Genomic DNA, 15,744 nt, shown 5'->3' on the forward strand with positions numbered 1-15,744 from the left:
CAATTACCCTGAAAGGAATGGTATGGTGTGTCCAACCTCATACTCGCTTCACAATCTCCCCGACGAAAAGAACTTCTCGAACAAATCCAACTCTCTTTTTCCATTATGGGCTCAAGTGTGGATGAAACCTTTTCTTCTGATTTAATGCCCCATGAAGTCGTCACGTATCTCGCAAGGAAAAAAGCAATGGTAATATCGAATCAACACCCCACTCACTATGTGATCGGTTCAGACACAGTCGTGACCAAGGATGGGAAGATCCTAGGAAAGCCGGGCTCCAAGGATGAAGCGAAAGAAATGCTGGAGATGCTTTCCGGGTCTTCTCACGCGGTTTACACAGGTGTTGCGATCCTCCATGGTGAGGAGGAGAAACTCTTTTATGAAAAAACAGATGTTACGTTTTGGGAGTTAACCTCTAAAGAGATCGATGACTATATCGCAACAGAAGAACCTTTTGATAAAGCCGGGTCATATGGGATCCAGGGAATCGGCGCGAAATTCGTCAAGGAAATCAAGGGCGATTATTTCTCAGTCGTCGGCCTCCCGATTTCCAGGGTGAATCGTGTTTTACTCGAAATGGGCTATCTTCAACCAGAATGACTCCAACACGTAAGAATAGGAGGAACAAATGGTAAAAACGATGCCCCATCAGGAAGAAAACCGTCTGATGATCAGGGATTTCCCCCAGGATGAGAGACCGAGGGAAAGAATGATCCAAAGCGGAGCAGCCAGCCTGTCCAATCAGGAGCTGCTCGCCATTTTACTGCGGACAGGAACAAAATCCGAGTCCGTTCTTCAATTATCCAACAGGCTCTTAAATCAATTTGATGGATTGAATCTATTAAAGGATGCGTCCCTGGAAGAAATCACGAAAACGAAAGGGATCGGACTTGCCAAGGCGGTCCAGATCATGGCTGCCGTGGAATTCGGCCGGCGCATCAGCAACCTCGCCTTTGATGACAGATACTCGATCCGTTCCCCTGAAGACGGGGCCAACTACGTCATGAATGATATGAGATTTTTGGCCCAGGAGCATTTTGTCTGCTTATACCTCAACACAAAGAATCAAGTTCTCCACAAGCAAACCATCTTTATCGGAAGCCTCAACGCCTCCATAGTACACCCAAGGGAAGTCTTTAAAGAAGCCTTTCGCCGCTCCGCCGCCTCCATCATTTGCATCCACAACCATCCTTCGGGAGATCCGACTCCGAGCAGGGAAGACATAGAAGTGACAAAAAGATTGGTGGAATGCGGTCGGATCATTGGTATTGATATACTCGATCATCTTATAATAGGGGAGAAGAAGTTTATCAGTTTAAAGGAAAAAGGGTATTTATGACACTATGATTTTTTTCCTGGTTACGATATAATAAAGCTTATGATTTTTACAAACAATATCGTGATTCAATATAACGCGGGCTTACTGAAATAAGAGAGTCATTCTACAAGGGAATGAGTCTTTTCGTTATGCATGAACGAAGCATTATTGTGACGAAAATTAAGAGGTAGAGAGTGATTGGACAACTCTCCTATGAAAACACATAAACCTTTATAAAAACCAGCCAATTTGTATCAGAAAGGGAGATACCATTCATGTTTGGAACGAAAGATTTAGGGATTGATTTAGGAACTGCTAACACATTGGTGTACGTGAAAGGCAAGGGGATTGTCGTTCGCGAACCTTCTGTTGTGGCACTTCAAACAGAAAATAAGCATATCGTTGCTGTGGGTAATGACGCAAAGAACATGATCGGCCGTACACCGGGGAATGTCGTGGCGCTCCGTCCGATGAAAGATGGAGTGATTGCTGATTATGAAACGACTGCCACGATGATGAAGTACTACATAAAGCAGGCGACACGAAATAAGGGTGCTTTTTCGCGTAAGCCTTATGTCATGGTTTGTGTACCTTCAGGCATTACAGGAGTGGAAGAAAGAGCGGTCATCGATGCGACAAGACAAGCAGGGGCGAGGGACGCTTACACGATTGAAGAGCCTTTTGCAGCAGCGATCGGAGCTAATCTCCCAGTATGGGAACCGACAGGAAGCATGGTCGTGGATATCGGTGGAGGAACGACTGAAGTGGCGATCATCTCTTTAGGTGGAATTGTGACAAGTCAGTCAATCCGCGTTGCCGGGGATGAAATGGATGATGCGATTATCAACTATATCCGTAAGACTTATAACTTGATGATCGGGGACCGTACAGCGGAAACCATCAAGGTGGAAGTCGGCTCTGCAGGGGATTCTGAAGGCATCGAAGCGATGGAGATCCGCGGGCGCGACCTTCTGACCGGACTGCCGAAAACGATTGAAGTAACGGCTGTGGAAATTGCATCCGCCCTTCATGATACCGTATACACGATTGTGGATGCCGTTAAGAGTACACTGGAGAAGACTCCACCTGAACTTGCAGCAGACATCATGGACAGAGGGATCGTGCTGACCGGTGGAGGAGCGCTTCTTCGTAATCTTGATAAAGTGATCAGCGATGAAACGAAGATGCCGGTGCTCATTGCGGAAGAACCATTGGATTGCGTGGCAATCGGGACAGGGAAAGCCCTGGACCACATTCACTTATTCAAAACACGGGGAAAATAATAATTGATCGTAATGGGGGACGTTTCCTTAAGGATGCAAGGGCAGCCTTAAGGCCGGCCCCATCTTTTTTCGAAGAACCATGAATATTTTGACGAATGATATCAAAAATAAACGATTTTTGATATAGTATTTACTAGAATGAGAAAAGGTTGAGGTGTACATCATGCCACAATTCTTCCTGAATAAACGTTTGATCATTCTGCTCGTCAGTGTCATTGTCCTGGTGGGATTAATCGGATTTTCTTTGCGGGACCGGGATAGCATCAGCTGGCCTGAGCAGTTTGTGAAAGACATGGTAGGATTCGGACAGTCATTGGTTTCAAAACCTGTCAATTATGTAGCCGGAGTTGTTGATAACGTTCAAGATCTTCAAAATACATATACAGAAAACGAAAAACTGAAAACGCGTTTGGATGAGCTGATCAAGCTTGAAACAAAAGTGAAAGACCTGAAACAGGATAATGATGAATTACGGGGGGTCCTGGATAAGAAGGAAAACCTTCGCGCTTATAAAACGGTTCAGGCAACCGTCATTGCAAGAAATCCGGATCAATGGCAGGAGCTCATCACGATCGATAAAGGTGAAGTGAACGGGATCCAATCGGATATGGCCGTCATCTCTTCAGCCGGATTGATCGGAAAGATTAAGAGTGTTAATGAATTTTCATCTACAGTCGAATTAATTTCGACCAATAATACAAAAAACCGGATTTCCACTGTCATCCAAAGTAAAGACGAGGATATAAACGGATGGATTGAAGGGTACGACAGTAAGAAAGAAGAAATCTTAGTGAAACGGATTTCCAACGATATGAAGGTCGAAAAAGGGTCAAAAGTGATTACCTCAGGACTCGGTGGCGTATTCCCTAAAGGATTGGTCATCGGTGAAGTGAAGGAAGTCAAGCCGGATCAGTATGGATTGACGCAGACGGCATATGTGAAGCCTGCTGCTGATTTCTATCATTTAGAGCATGTCATGGTCATCGATCGTGAAATTCAAGGTGTGACGGAAAAAGACGCGGTTGAGGAGGAAGAGCAATGATCAGCAGGCTCCTCCTTCCGTTCATGACCGTGCTTTTCTTCTACAGTGAGAGTCTATTTGTCCATCTTTTTCCCAGTGAAGGGTGGTTCGATCAGAAAATAGTCGTTCCGCATTTCCTGATTATTGTGCTGTTTTTTATTTGTGCGTTTTATCAATACCGGACCGCACTCCTTTATGGGTTCATCTTTGGCTTCCTATTTGATATTTATTACACTGAAATCAATGGGATTTATCTGGTGTTATTCCCATTTGTCATTTTTCTGTCACATCAGATGATGAAGGTGTTGCATAATAACCTCTTTGTTTTAGGGATCATAACCCTTGTGAATATTTCTGTTTTAGAGTTTTTGGTTTACGAGATCAACTATATTATCAAGAGGACAGATTTTACGTTCATGCAGTTTGTGGACTGGCGTTTATGGCCGACATTGGTCCTGAATGCCCTGTTTTATATCATTCTTGCATTTCCATTTAGAAACTACCTTCTGAAGAAACGGAAAGAGTGGTTGGATGAATAAATTCAATTAGTAATTTTTTCATATAAAGAGGAAATGACACTGCTTATGTCGAATTTATAGACGACTGAGGTGAATAATTGCGACATGAATAAGAAGCCAAATGTGATGATTAAGGGAACAAAAGAAGGACTGACTCTTCATCTCAACGATCAATGCTCGTTTCAGGAATTAAAAAAGGAACTGGACGATAAGCTTTCTGCCCAATACAGGGAAACAGAAGGAACCCCTCTCTTGACGGTCAATATTCAAACAGGCAATCGTTACCTGGCAGAGGATCAAGTGGAAGAGTTGAAGGATATTGTAAGACAAAAACGCAATTTAGTTGTAAACGAAGTATGGAGTAATGTCATAACGAAAAATGATGCAGAGAAACTCATAGATGAACGAAATATCGAAACCCTCACAGGGGTCATCCGTTCGGGACAGGTCATTGAAGTGTCCGGCGATATCCTCGTAGTGGGAGATGTCAATCCCGGGGGGAAGGTCCTCGCCGGAGGGAATATTTACATATTAGGTTCATTAAAAGGGATTGCCCATGCCGGCTGCAATGGAAACGACGAGTCGGTCATCGTGGCTTCGAAAATGGTCCCATCCCAGCTCCGGATCGCGGATTCCCTGAACCGTGCCCCTGATCGGGTGGAGGAAGAGGATGACCGCGAAATGGAATGTGCGTATGTGGATGATAGTGGCCAGATCGTTGTCGATCGATTACAAGTTTTGAAGCATCTTAGACCAAATATTACTAGTTTTAAAGGAGGAAGCTAATGTGGGTGAAGCGATAGTTGTTACTTCAGGTAAAGGTGGAGTGGGAAAGACGACTACTTCTGCCAATGTTGGTACAGCATTAGCTCTACAAGGCAAAAAGGTTTGTCTGATTGATACGGATATCGGCCTCAGGAACCTGGACGTGGTAATGGGCCTTGAAAACCGGATCATCTATGATTTAGTGGACGTTGTGGAGGGCAGATGTAAAATCCATCAGGCCCTTGTGAAAGACAAGCGATTCGAAGATAAACTATTCTTACTGCCGGCTGCTCAGACGAGTGATAAATCCGCTGTCAATCCTGAACAGATGAAAAAGCTGGTACTGGACTTAAAGCAAGACTATGATTATATCATTATTGATTGCCCTGCAGGAATTGAGCAAGGATATAAGAACGCCGTTGCAGGCGCGGATCGCGCGATTGTCGTGACCACTCCGGAAATTTCGGCTGTACGGGATGCGGACCGGATCATCGGTCTTCTGGAGAAGGAGAACATCGAACCTCCGAAATTGGTGATCAATCGTATACGTAATCATATGATGAAAAACGGTGAAACGCTGGATGTGGATGAAATCACCTCCCATCTTTCCATCGATCTTCTTGGAATCGTCGCCGATGATGACAATGTAATCAGATCATCGAATAAAGGTGAGCCGATCGCACTTGATTCGACAAGTAAAGCGTCGATTTCTTACCGGAATATTGCGAGGCGGATCTTAGGTGAATCGGTCCCACTGCAATCCCTGGAAGAAGAAAGAACAGGCGTCTTTATGAAAATTAAAAAGTTATTTGGTGTAAAAGCCTAATGATATCCCCGGTCCCGGCAGGTCGCATGATGCGTCCTGCCGGGACTTTTTTACGTTCTCGATGAATATTCTCAAGGGACAAGTCATACATTGTAGCAAAACATGTGTAATGGAATCTTGGTATGGATCTGACACCCGTTTGCCCATCAGCAGGAATGGACCAAGCCAATCACTGGTTATGAAACAATACCTTATAAAAAGGAATGATGTACATGGGGAATCGAGCGGATGAAATACGGAAGCGGATAGCCAAACGAAAAAAAATGGGAGGGGCAGGCTCTGGCGGGGATCCATCGTACTTTCTGCCGACGGATGAGGAACGCTATGGAATGGAGACCCAGACAAGCTTTGAAGGCGGTCCTCCCCCGGAAGGAGTCCATCCTCTTTTTAAGAAAGAAACCTTTATGCTGAAAATTCTTGGGGCAGGGATCATGGTATTGGTGACGGCAATCATGTTCAAAAGCCCAACTCCCTCATTCAATGATGCAAGGTCCGTTGTCATGAAGATGATGGATACGGAGTTCCAATTCGCCGCCATTTCCACCTGGTATGAAGATCAATTCGGGAAACCACTTGCCCTATTGCCTGCAAGTAATTCCGGCAAAGAATCCGCATCTGAACAAAGCGCTGAATATGCAAGGCCAGCTTCAGGGAAGATCGTAGAAAACTTCAAGACCAATGGGCAGGGGATCATGCTGCAGACGGTCCTTGATGAGGATGTAACGGCCATGAAGGGAGGTTTGGTTCTATTTGCAGGGAAAAAGGAGGAGCTGGGGAATACGGTGGTCATTCAACATGCAGACAAATCAGAATCGTGGTACGGCAATTTGGAATCGATTGATGTGAAGCAGTATGAATCAATCAAGAAGGGCTCTCTTGTAGGAAAGGTTTCATCCAGCAGTCAAAACGAAGCAACGGGTGAGTTTTATTTCGCCATTAAAATGGGTGATGAATTCATCGACCCGATCCAGGTGATGTCATTTGACTAAGTTCATTTCACTCCTGAAGAAGTTTTATGTCCATCCCTTGCTGTGGCTTGTGATCGGGATTGCCATAATGACGGCTCACTTCTTTGAACTGATCCTGCTCCTCGTCATCATCACCATCCATGAACTGGGCCATGGAATCATGGCTCAATCCTTTTCGTGGAGGGTGAAGAAGATTGCCCTGCTACCCTTTGGGGGTGTCGCGGAGATGGATGAGCACGGGAACCGTTCCTTAATGGAAGAGTTCTGGGTGGTGGCGGCAGGCCCCCTGCAGCACGTCTGGCTTATTGCATTTGGTTATGGACTCTTGGAGTTTGGAGTAATCAGTCAGGACACCTTTTCGCTTTTCTTTCAGCTGAATATGATGGTGTTGCTGTTTAACCTTCTGCCCATCTGGCCATTGGACGGGGGGAAGTTGGTCTCCCTGCTCCTTGCGACGAAGTTTAATTATTTGAGAGCGTATGAATACACGCTCCTCTTTTCGTTTGGATTATTATTGCTGTTCCATCTGGTTGTACTCATAACCGCTCCTTTTCACCTGAATTTGTGGATCGTCCTGTCCTTCCTGTACTTCTCCCTATGGGTCGACTGGAAGCAGAGGAGATACGCGTTCATGAAGTTTTTATTGGAAAGGTATTACGGGAAGAGTCATCAATTTGTGCAACTGCGGCCGTTGCCGATTGAAAGTGATGAATCCATCATGACGGTGGTGGAACGGTTTCAGCGGGGCGTGAAGCATCCCCTTGTTGTATTTGAAAAGGGGGTTGAAGTGGGGAAACTCGATGAGAATGAGCTGCTCCACGCCTTCTTTGCGGAAAAGATGACATCAGCCAAGACGAAGGATCTTCTCTACCTTTATTGACGAATGGAGACGAACTGTATAAAGTAAGGGCATACTGGTAAAAGGGTTGGAATCAACCCTTTTTTCTTATGAGGTTTTCCGTGGAAAAGGGGTTTAGGTATGGAAGAAATGATTGTACACAGTAAGGGCAGGGAAAAACGGTGGGTACACCGTTTACATAATAAAATTATCGGTCTATATACATATCCGCCTGGAGAAGAAAGCTTAACGGGCAATATTTACTTGGGCCGGGTCGTCAAGGTCCAAAAGGGACTGGGTGCGGCGTTTATCGATTTTGGGCAGGGAAAGAATGGGTACCTCCATGAAAAGGACTTTCCGCAAAATGTGAAAGCGTATCATGAGGGGAGCGATCCAACCCCGATCGGAAATTGTGTCCATGAAGGGGAAAAAATCATCGTTCAGGTCTTAAAGGATGAGATGGGGACGAAGGGTGCCAGATTGACCGCGGTCATTGAGCTGAAGGGTGAACATCTGGTATACATGCCAAAGGGGTACTATGTGGCGGTATCCAAAAAAGTGGATGATGAAAACCGCAGGGTGTTGAGGCGGTTAGCCTATGAGTGGAAACAAGTGGGAGAAGGCATTGTGATGCGCACCAACGCCTCCGGGGTGGAAGAGGCAGTATTACAAGAAGAGGTCATCTCACTGCGGACGCGCTATGACAGTCTGGAGAGGGTGTCGATGAGGGCAAAGTGTCCGTCCCTCCTATCCAGGCAGGATACCTTCTATGAGGATCTCAACGAGTATCTGAAAAAAGGAGAGGGCGGGAAGATCGTCTTTGATGAGTATGACAGCCTTCTTCAGGTTGAGGAAATGAGCGGAGCGGGAATCAAAGAAAAATGGACTTTCGAACTTTATCAAGGTCACGAAAATATTTTTAAACATTATGACGTTTACTCGGCATGGGAGAATGCCCTGAAAAAAATAGTGTGGCTTCCGAACGGAGCCACTCTTATCATCGAATCAACGGAAGCCATGACGGTTGTCGATGTCAATTCCGGAAAATTCACTGGGAAAGACAACTTAGAGCAAACGATACTTGAGACGAATAAACTTGCGGCAACAGAAATGGCGAAACAGCTTACGATCCGCAATTTAAGCGGGATGATCCTGATTGATTTCATCGATATGAAAAAGGATAGCCACCGCCAGGAAGTGATCGATGCTCTTTCAGAATCTCTCATTTCAGATCGGCAGCGCACAACGATTGTAGGGTTCACTAAACTCGGGATCCTAGAATTGACGAGAAAGAGGACCCGGCAGCCCCTTGCCGGGTCCCTGACCCGTCCGTGCTCGGTATGTCATGGTACGGGGAGGGAAATGAATCCGGAGACGATGGCCTTCAATCTCGAACGGGAACTGTGGGAATGTGAAGGGAAGGACGGCTCACGAATTGAAGTGGAAGCGACCCGGGAAGTGGCGGATAGTTTTGCCGGGAAACAGGGCATCCACGTGGAGAGACTTCAGAAAGCATTGAATAAAAAGATCAACATAAAGGAAATCACTCACGATCATCCTTATTTCAGGATAACGAAAATACTATGAATTTCTTGAATGTTATTGACAGTATATCGATTTATGTGATAGGATTCTAATGTTATTGATTGTAGCACCCGTGCTACAACCGCTCATTACAGGTACAAAAGCTTGGAGCAATCCAACACCTGTCATTGGCGAGTCTGAGTTTATAAGGAGGTGCGATTATGTACGCAATTATCGAAACAGGTGGTAAGCAAATCCGTGTAGAAGCTGGTCAAGCTATCTACATCGAAAAGCTTAACGGAGAACAAGGCGATACGGTAACTTTTGACAAAGTTCTATTCGTTGGTGGTGACGATGTGAAAGTAGGAAGTCCTTTAGTGGATGGAGCTACTGTAACAGCGAAAGTTGAAAAACAAGGCCGCGCGAAAAAGCTTGTAGTATTCAAATACAAAGCGAAAAAGAACTACCGTCGTAAGCAGGGTCACCGTCAACCTTACACTAAAGTTGTCATTGACGAAATCAACGCGTAAGGCGTGGTTACATGATTAACGTTTACGTAGAGCGTTCCTCCAGGAAAAGAATCCGTTCTTTCTCCATGGATGGACATGCTGATTTTGCCGAAAATGGGCAAGACATTGTCTGTGCAGGTGCTTCTGCTGTTTCCTTCGGCAGCATTAATGCCATTATGGCGTTAACCGGTGTAGAGCCGTCCATCGAGCAATCCTCTGATGGTGGATTCCTTCGCTGCGTCATCCCTGATGATCTTCCGGAAGAAACGGAGAGCAAGATTCAGCTGCTGCTTGACGGCATGCTTATCAGCCTCCAGACGATTGAAAGAGACTATAGTGATTTTATTAAAATAACCTTCAAAAAGTAGGAGGTGGAACAGATGTTAAGATTAGACCTTCAGTTTTTTGCGTCCAAAAAAGGAGTAGGTTCGACTAAGAATGGTCGTGACTCTATCTCAAAGCGCCTTGGTGCTAAGCGTGCAGACGGTCAAATGGTTTCTGGTGGATCAATTCTTTACCGTCAACGCGGTACGAAAATTTATCCAGGCCTAAACGTCGGCCGTGGCGGCGACGATACACTTTTCGCTAAAACCGACGGTGTTGTTCGTTTCGAACGCATGGGTCGTGACAAGAAAAAAGTGAGCGTATACCCAGTTGCGAATGAAGCTTAATCGCATATCTTTAACGAAAACTCTAACCGACTTTCGGTTAGAGTTTTATTTTTATCAAAGGTATAGGAATATTCTTATCCGATTTTCATTCACATACACCAATTTCACAGAAACAATATACGCACCACGCCCATCTTTGATATACTTACAGGTAGCACTTAAGTATAGGAGTTAGATTATGAGCGAAAATTGGGGTGTAGTCGAGGCGTTGAGGCATGCTCGCCACGACTGGATGAATGATTTGCAATTAATTAAAGGGAACCTTGACCTTGGCCGTGTGGAGCGGGCGAAACAGGTCATCGAGGAAATGGTCCTCGTTGCACAAAATGAATCAAAGCTTTCGAATGTAAAACTTCCATTGTTGGCAGAATGGATATTAACTTATAATTGGTCAAGACATTTGATTAAGCTGGATTTTGAAGTCCTTCGACTTGAGCCTCATCGGCTTGAAGATAAAAGACTTTACAACTGGTGCAAGGAGTTTCTGGCATTCCTTGAATCAAATGTAATGAACAATGCAGAAAATCAATTATCCATCTTACTGGACATTACAAAAGAACAATCCCGTTTTATATTTGATTTCACAGGTATACTAAAGAGTACAAGCTTAGTGGAAGACTGGATCAAAAATCAACAATCAAACGGAGAAAATATAGAAATAGAACAACTTCAAGAAGAGGTTCTTGTCGTTCATGTAATCGCTGAATGATTGAAACGATTGCAGGGATAAGTTAGGAGTGAAAGTATGTTTATAGATCAGGTCAAGGTTTATACAAAGGGCGGTGACGGAGGAAACGGTATGGTTGCCTTCCGTCGTGAGAAATATGTACCAAAAGGTGGTCCCGCCGGGGGAGATGGCGGTCACGGTGCAGACGTCATTTTCGAAGTGGATGAAGGCTTAAGAACGTTAATGGATTTCCGCTATCAACGTCATTTCAAGGCACCTCGCGGAGAGCACGGGATGAGTAAGAATCAGCATGGACGCAATGCGGAGGATATGGTTGTCAAGGTTCCACCCGGGACAGTCGTGAAGGACGATGATACTGGTGAAACGATTGCCGACCTTGTGCAGCATGGTCAACGTGCAGTGATCACGAAAGGCGGACGCGGCGGACGCGGAAACTCCCGATTTGCTACGCCTGCGAACCCTGCACCTGAGCTTTCTGAGAAGGGTGAGCCGGGTCAGGAACGTTATATCGTGATGGAATTAAAGCTTCTTGCCGATGTTGGATTGGTAGGATTCCCGAGCGTCGGGAAATCGACACTCTTGTCCGTTGTTTCAGCAGCGAAGCCTAAGATCGCTTCCTACCATTTCACCACGATCGTACCGAATTTAGGGATGGTGGAAACGGGAGATGGAAGAAGCTTCGTCATGGCCGACCTTCCTGGATTGATTGAAGGTGCCCATGAAGGCGTCGGGCTCGGACATCAATTCCTTCGTCATATTGAACGTACGCGCGTCATCGTGCACGTCATCGATATGAGCGGTATGGAAGGAAGGGATCCATACGAGGATTACCTGACGATCAACGAAGAGCTTAAGCAGTACAATCTCCGTTTAACCGAGCGTCCTCAAATCATCGTTGGGAATAAAATGGACATGCCGGATTCGGAAGAGAATCTGAAGGTCTTCAAAGAGAAACTTCAGGAAGATTATCCTGTGTTCCCGATTTCAGCCGTTACCAGACAAGGTCTCGCTGAGTTGTTGTATGCCGTTGCGGATAAAGTGGAAACAACAGCTGAATTCCCGATCCATGAAGAAGAAGAGACGGGTATTCACCGGGTTCTTTACAAGCATGAAGAGGAAGAAAAAGAATTCGAAATCACGCGTGATCCTGATGGTACATTCGTCGTCGGCGGTGCGAAAATTGAACGCTTGTTCAAAATGACGGACTTCTCCCGTGAAGATTCGGCAAGACGTTTCGCGAGACAGCTTCGTTCGTATGGTGTAGATGATGCCCTTCGTGAACGTGGTGCCAAAAATGGCGATACAATCCGCCTAATAAAATACGAGTTCGAATTTGTAGATTAAGTTTCATCCTTCATCTATTTCAGACAATGGAGCTGGTGGCGGCTGCCGCTACCTGCTCTACAAATAGAAAGCGAGAGCGGCTTTTAAAGGGGCAAGCTGCCTTTGACCTCTCGTGCCAGACAATTGGAGGAATAGTCATTGGGGAAAAAATTTCAAGAAGGCAAGTTTTATTTAGTGCGTGAAGACGTGCTGCCGGAAGCGATGAAGAAGACCCTGGATGCAAAAGAATTAATTGAAAGAGGCAAGGCTGATTCGGTATGGGAAGCGGTCCACCGGGTCGATTTAAGCCGGAGTGCCTTTTACAAATACCGGGATACGGTATTTCCTTTCCACACCATTGTGAAGGAGAGGATCATCACACTGTTCTTTCATTTGGAGGACCGGTCGGGGACGTTGTCTCATCTATTAAGTGAAACAGCCAAGCATGGTTGCAATATATTAACGATCCATCAGACGATCCCGCTCCAGGGAAGAGCGAATGTCACACTCTCCTTGAATGTAACGGACCTCACGATCGGATTGGAAGACTTACTCTCAAAGCTCCGTCGTTTGGAATTTGTGGAGAAAGTGGAAGTGTTGGGCTCCGGAGCCTGACGCTTCTTTTTTTATGGGAAAACCTTCCCCTTTGATTCCATACGTGTTAGAATGTTCAATAAATTTTAATTTCAAGTGAGCGGGAGGAAGATCAGAGTGAAGATTGCATATTTAGGACCACAGGCTTCCTTTACAGATTTAGCCGTCAAAAAGGCTTTTCCCGAAGAAGAAAAGGCTTCGTATGTGACGATACCCGATTGCATCGAGGCGGTGATCGAGAATGAAGTGGATTACGCCGTTGTGCCTTTAGAGAATGCCCTGGAAGGCTCGGTGCATATTACGGTGGATTATTTATTTCATGAAGCGAACTTAGCGATTGTCGCTGAATTGACGTCCGCCATTCAGCAGCACTTAATGATCCATCCGGCGTGGGGTGACAGTGAAGACCAAATCGGGAAAGTCCTTTCCCATTCCCACGCATTGGCGCAGTGTCATAAATTTTTACATAAGCAGTTTCGCGGGGTACCCCTGGAACAGACGACGAGTACGGCTGCCGCTGCTAAATTCGTGAGTGAGAATCCTGATTCATTCCTCGGGGCGATCGGGAACGAGCTGGCTGCAGAAAAATACGGGTTGAACATCCTGCATGAGAACATTCATGATTTTGCCTATAATCATACCAGATTCATCGTCTTACATAAGACACCGGATCCACTGACCCTGCCCCAGGAAAAGAGCATGGAGAAGACAACCTTGATGGTGACTCTTCCGAAAGATCGGTCTGGAGCGCTTCATCAGGTATTGTCCACGTTTGCCTGGAGACAGCTGAACTTAAGTAAAATCGAATCAAGACCACTGAAAACGGGACTTGGTGATTATTTCTTCTTAATTGATGTGGCTCATGAAATGGATGATGTCCTTCTTCCGGGAGCCATTAGTGAAATGGAGGCCCTCGGTTGCTCAGTGAAAATGATCGGGACATATTCTTCTTATTTATTGGACAACTAAAGAAAAAAGGCAGATCCCTTGTGGATTCTGCCTTTTTTCGCGGGCCGCCATGAATGGATATGCCGCTGTCAGTCCTATAGATCACCCTGAATCAAGAAGCCTGCTTCATGGAGCGCATTTTCTGCTTTATCCAGAGTTTGTTCCGTTTGGGCCATTAATGTATGTAAATGGACACCATCGGTCAATTCTGATAAAAAGGAGGCCCCGGTTTCTTCAATCTTCTTCATGAATTGCTCCACTTCCTTGCGATTTGACACCATGATGGATGCGGTCAGATCACCATACACACCGTGTTCGATCTTGACATCCTTGACTGTGACCCCGTGATCGACAAGTAAAATGAGTTCTTCTTCCGACCGGTGGGGCAGGTGCTTGCAAGCGACCGTCCGTTCAACCATCGTATCCTGATTGGAGGCAGGCATATACAAGTAGCCTTGGCTCGTTGCGATGATGGGTTCGCCTTTTGCTTTCAATAGGGTAATGTCACTTACGATCACCTGCCGGCTGACATTGGTCTGCTTCGCGAGCTCTCCCCCTGTAATCGGGGCATGTTTCACCATTAGTTTATCGAGGATCCACTGTCTTCTTTCTTCTCCCAGGATTTTTTTTCCTGCCAACATTATCTCCTCCGTCCCGAATCGATATAGGAAATCATATCACAACCGGCTCTTTAAGTTAAGGAAGATGTTAGGGACGCATGTATGTCAGCCAATGCGTTGACCAATTCTGCTATTTGTTCCTCCCTTGTATCCCTTCCAAATGATATCCGGATGAATTCTTTTCCTGCTCTTTGACTGACTCCCATGCTCTGAAGGGTCTTGGGTAAGTCGTGAGAACCGGCACCGCATGCACTGCCGGTGGAAATTCCCATTCCACGTCTGTTGCATTCAAGCATGAGCCACTGTCCCTCAAGGCCGTGGATGCCAAGACCGATGACATGTGGGAGCTGTGCATGTACAGGTCCTTCATAAAGAGTGTACCGTCCGGACAGCTGTTCTTCCAGTCCGGTTATAAAATGCGTTCTCAACCCCTTGCAATGGGCTGTTGCGAGAGAATGGTGACATCGATCGGCGGCTGTCACAAATCCTGCTATCCCCGGAAGATTCACCGTTCCCCCCCTGAATCCGTCTTCATGAGTCTGTCCGGGTATCATGGGAGTGATGTCCAGGGCTGGATTGATATAAAATGCGCCGACTCCTTTGGGACCGTATATCTTATGGGATGAAAGGGTGAAACTGTCGACCTCCGAGGTGAATTCCGTGACGTCCATTTTCCCGAATGATTGAACCATATCGCTGTGAAGGAGGATACCACGATGTCTCAGTAGATCATGAATGTCATGGAGAGGCTGGATCGTTCCAATTTCGCCATTGACGTGTCCGATGCTCACGACGGTCGTCTGTTCTGAAAGCGATTCTTTTATGATTTGAGGATCAATTAGGCCATCTGAAGTCAGAGGGATCTTCGTGACTGTAAAGCCCAGCCCCTGAAGAAAAGCGGCTGAGGAATGGATGGAAGAATGCTCGCCTCCTCCGATAATGATATGTTTTCCTTTCTTTTGCCTGCTTAATGCCAGAGTGACGAGGGCTAAATGGTTCCCTTCTGTCCCTCCGGAAGTAAAGTGGATTCCTTTAGAGGGGACACCGAGCAGCGCAGCCAATTTTTCTCTGCATTTTGATAGGAGATGCTCTGCTTTACCCCCAATATCGTGAAGGCTGCTGGGGTTGCCCCAGAACTCTTCACTTACGGTCCGAAATACGTGTAAACTCTCAGCATCTACAGGAGTTGTAGCAGCATAGTCAAAATAGTTCATCATGTAACCTGCCTTTAATGGGAATTGTCTGAATATATGAGTCTTGTAAAAAACTCTTGTCATTAGTTTAAATATGTGTAAATATATGTGTCAAGACACCTGTAAATAATCAGGAG

The 15,744-nt window shown here is 45.8% G+C and carries 19 protein-coding genes and 1 other annotated feature; of the genes, 17 read left to right on the plus strand and 2 right to left on the minus strand.

Annotated elements, in window-relative coordinates; all coding sequences use genetic code 11:
* Positions 1 to 27 precede the first annotated feature (27 nt).
* From ACSQ2E_RS07640 to pheA, 17 genes are all read left to right on the plus strand, one after another.
* The gene (locus tag ACSQ2E_RS07640; RefSeq protein ID WP_435989998.1) at positions 28 to 600 is read left to right on the plus strand and encodes a Maf family protein; all 573 of its coding nucleotides are present in this window, start codon (positions 28 to 30) and stop codon (positions 598 to 600) included.
* A 28-nt stretch (positions 601 to 628) separates the two neighbouring features.
* Positions 629 to 1,339, plus strand: a complete 711-nt coding sequence (gene radC, locus ACSQ2E_RS07645; protein WP_435989999.1) for a RadC family protein — start codon at positions 629 to 631, stop codon at positions 1,337 to 1,339.
* Positions 1,340 to 1,593: 254 nt separating this feature from the next.
* Positions 1,594 to 2,601, plus strand: coding sequence for a rod shape-determining protein (locus ACSQ2E_RS07650; RefSeq protein ID WP_435990000.1), 1,008 nt, complete (start codon positions 1,594 to 1,596; stop codon positions 2,599 to 2,601).
* A 163-nt stretch (positions 2,602 to 2,764) separates the two neighbouring features.
* Positions 2,765 to 3,643, plus strand: a complete 879-nt coding sequence (mreC, locus tag ACSQ2E_RS07655) for a rod shape-determining protein MreC (RefSeq protein ID WP_435990001.1) — start codon at positions 2,765 to 2,767, stop codon at positions 3,641 to 3,643.
* Positions 3,640 to 4,161, plus strand: coding sequence for a rod shape-determining protein MreD (gene mreD, locus ACSQ2E_RS07660; RefSeq protein WP_435990002.1), 522 nt, complete (start codon positions 3,640 to 3,642; stop codon positions 4,159 to 4,161). Before mreC ends, mreD begins: the two co-directional genes overlap by 4 nt.
* An 84-nt stretch (positions 4,162 to 4,245) precedes the next feature.
* Entirely contained in the window at positions 4,246 to 4,926 is a 681-nt protein-coding gene (gene minC, locus ACSQ2E_RS07665) for a septum site-determining protein MinC (protein ID WP_435990003.1), read from the plus strand.
* A gap of 1 nt (position 4,927) precedes the next feature.
* Complete coding sequence (gene minD / locus ACSQ2E_RS07670; RefSeq protein WP_435990004.1) at positions 4,928 to 5,731, plus strand: septum site-determining protein MinD; 804 nt, start codon at positions 4,928 to 4,930, stop codon at positions 5,729 to 5,731.
* Positions 5,732 to 5,943: 212 nt separating this feature from the next.
* On the plus strand, positions 5,944 to 6,720 hold the full coding sequence (locus ACSQ2E_RS07675) for a peptidoglycan DD-metalloendopeptidase family protein (protein WP_435990005.1): 777 nt from the start codon (positions 5,944 to 5,946) through the stop codon (positions 6,718 to 6,720).
* A complete protein-coding gene (locus ACSQ2E_RS07680; protein WP_435990006.1) occupies positions 6,713 to 7,579 on the plus strand; it encodes a M50 family metallopeptidase in 867 nt (288 codons plus the stop codon). Before ACSQ2E_RS07675 ends, ACSQ2E_RS07680 begins: the two co-directional genes overlap by 8 nt.
* 99 nt (positions 7,580 to 7,678) lie before the next feature.
* Positions 7,679 to 9,124: an Rne/Rng family ribonuclease gene (locus ACSQ2E_RS07685; protein WP_435990007.1), complete on the plus strand. Its 1,446-nt coding sequence runs from the start codon at positions 7,679 to 7,681 to the stop codon at positions 9,122 to 9,124.
* A gap of 67 nt (positions 9,125 to 9,191) precedes the next feature.
* Positions 9,192 to 9,270 (plus strand) — a sequence feature (ribosomal protein L21 leader region).
* Between the two features lie 12 nt (positions 9,271 to 9,282).
* Positions 9,283 to 9,591 (plus strand): 50S ribosomal protein L21, encoded by a 309-nt coding sequence (gene rplU, locus ACSQ2E_RS07690; protein WP_060670849.1) that lies wholly within the window; start codon positions 9,283 to 9,285, stop codon positions 9,589 to 9,591.
* Positions 9,592 to 9,602: 11 nt separating this feature from the next.
* On the plus strand, positions 9,603 to 9,938 hold the full coding sequence (locus ACSQ2E_RS07695) for a ribosomal-processing cysteine protease Prp (protein WP_435990008.1): 336 nt from the start codon (positions 9,603 to 9,605) through the stop codon (positions 9,936 to 9,938).
* Positions 9,939 to 9,950: 12 nt separating this feature from the next.
* The gene (rpmA, locus tag ACSQ2E_RS07700; RefSeq protein ID WP_034757227.1) at positions 9,951 to 10,241 is read left to right on the plus strand and encodes a 50S ribosomal protein L27; all 291 of its coding nucleotides are present in this window, start codon (positions 9,951 to 9,953) and stop codon (positions 10,239 to 10,241) included.
* 178 nt (positions 10,242 to 10,419) lie between these two features.
* Positions 10,420 to 10,950, plus strand: a complete 531-nt coding sequence (locus ACSQ2E_RS07705) for a Spo0B C-terminal domain-containing protein (protein ID WP_435990009.1) — start codon at positions 10,420 to 10,422, stop codon at positions 10,948 to 10,950.
* A 36-nt stretch (positions 10,951 to 10,986) separates the two neighbouring features.
* Positions 10,987 to 12,273 (plus strand): GTPase ObgE, encoded by a 1,287-nt coding sequence (gene obgE / locus ACSQ2E_RS07710; RefSeq protein ID WP_435990010.1) that lies wholly within the window; start codon positions 10,987 to 10,989, stop codon positions 12,271 to 12,273.
* A 138-nt stretch (positions 12,274 to 12,411) separates the two neighbouring features.
* Entirely contained in the window at positions 12,412 to 12,867 is a 456-nt protein-coding gene (locus ACSQ2E_RS07715) for an ACT domain-containing protein (protein WP_034757235.1), read from the plus strand.
* A 96-nt stretch (positions 12,868 to 12,963) separates the two neighbouring features.
* Positions 12,964 to 13,815 (plus strand): prephenate dehydratase, encoded by an 852-nt coding sequence (pheA, locus tag ACSQ2E_RS07720; RefSeq protein ID WP_435990011.1) that lies wholly within the window; start codon positions 12,964 to 12,966, stop codon positions 13,813 to 13,815.
* A gap of 74 nt (positions 13,816 to 13,889) precedes the next feature.
* Here pheA and ACSQ2E_RS07725 read toward each other — a convergent pair whose 3' ends face one another.
* Both ACSQ2E_RS07725 and ACSQ2E_RS07730 read right to left on the minus strand, forming a co-directional pair.
* Positions 13,890 to 14,435 (minus strand): transcription repressor NadR, encoded by a 546-nt coding sequence (locus tag ACSQ2E_RS07725; protein ID WP_435990012.1) that lies wholly within the window; start codon positions 14,433 to 14,435, stop codon positions 13,890 to 13,892.
* A 50-nt stretch (positions 14,436 to 14,485) separates the two neighbouring features.
* The gene (locus ACSQ2E_RS07730; protein WP_435990013.1) at positions 14,486 to 15,631 is read right to left on the minus strand and encodes an IscS subfamily cysteine desulfurase; all 1,146 of its coding nucleotides are present in this window, start codon (positions 15,629 to 15,631) and stop codon (positions 14,486 to 14,488) included.
* Positions 15,632 to 15,744 lie beyond the last annotated feature (113 nt).

The sequence above is a fragment of the Rossellomorea sp. LjRoot5 genome (genome assembly GCF_964253455.1).
Classification (GTDB): Bacteria; Bacillota; Bacilli; order Bacillales; family Bacillaceae_B; genus Rossellomorea.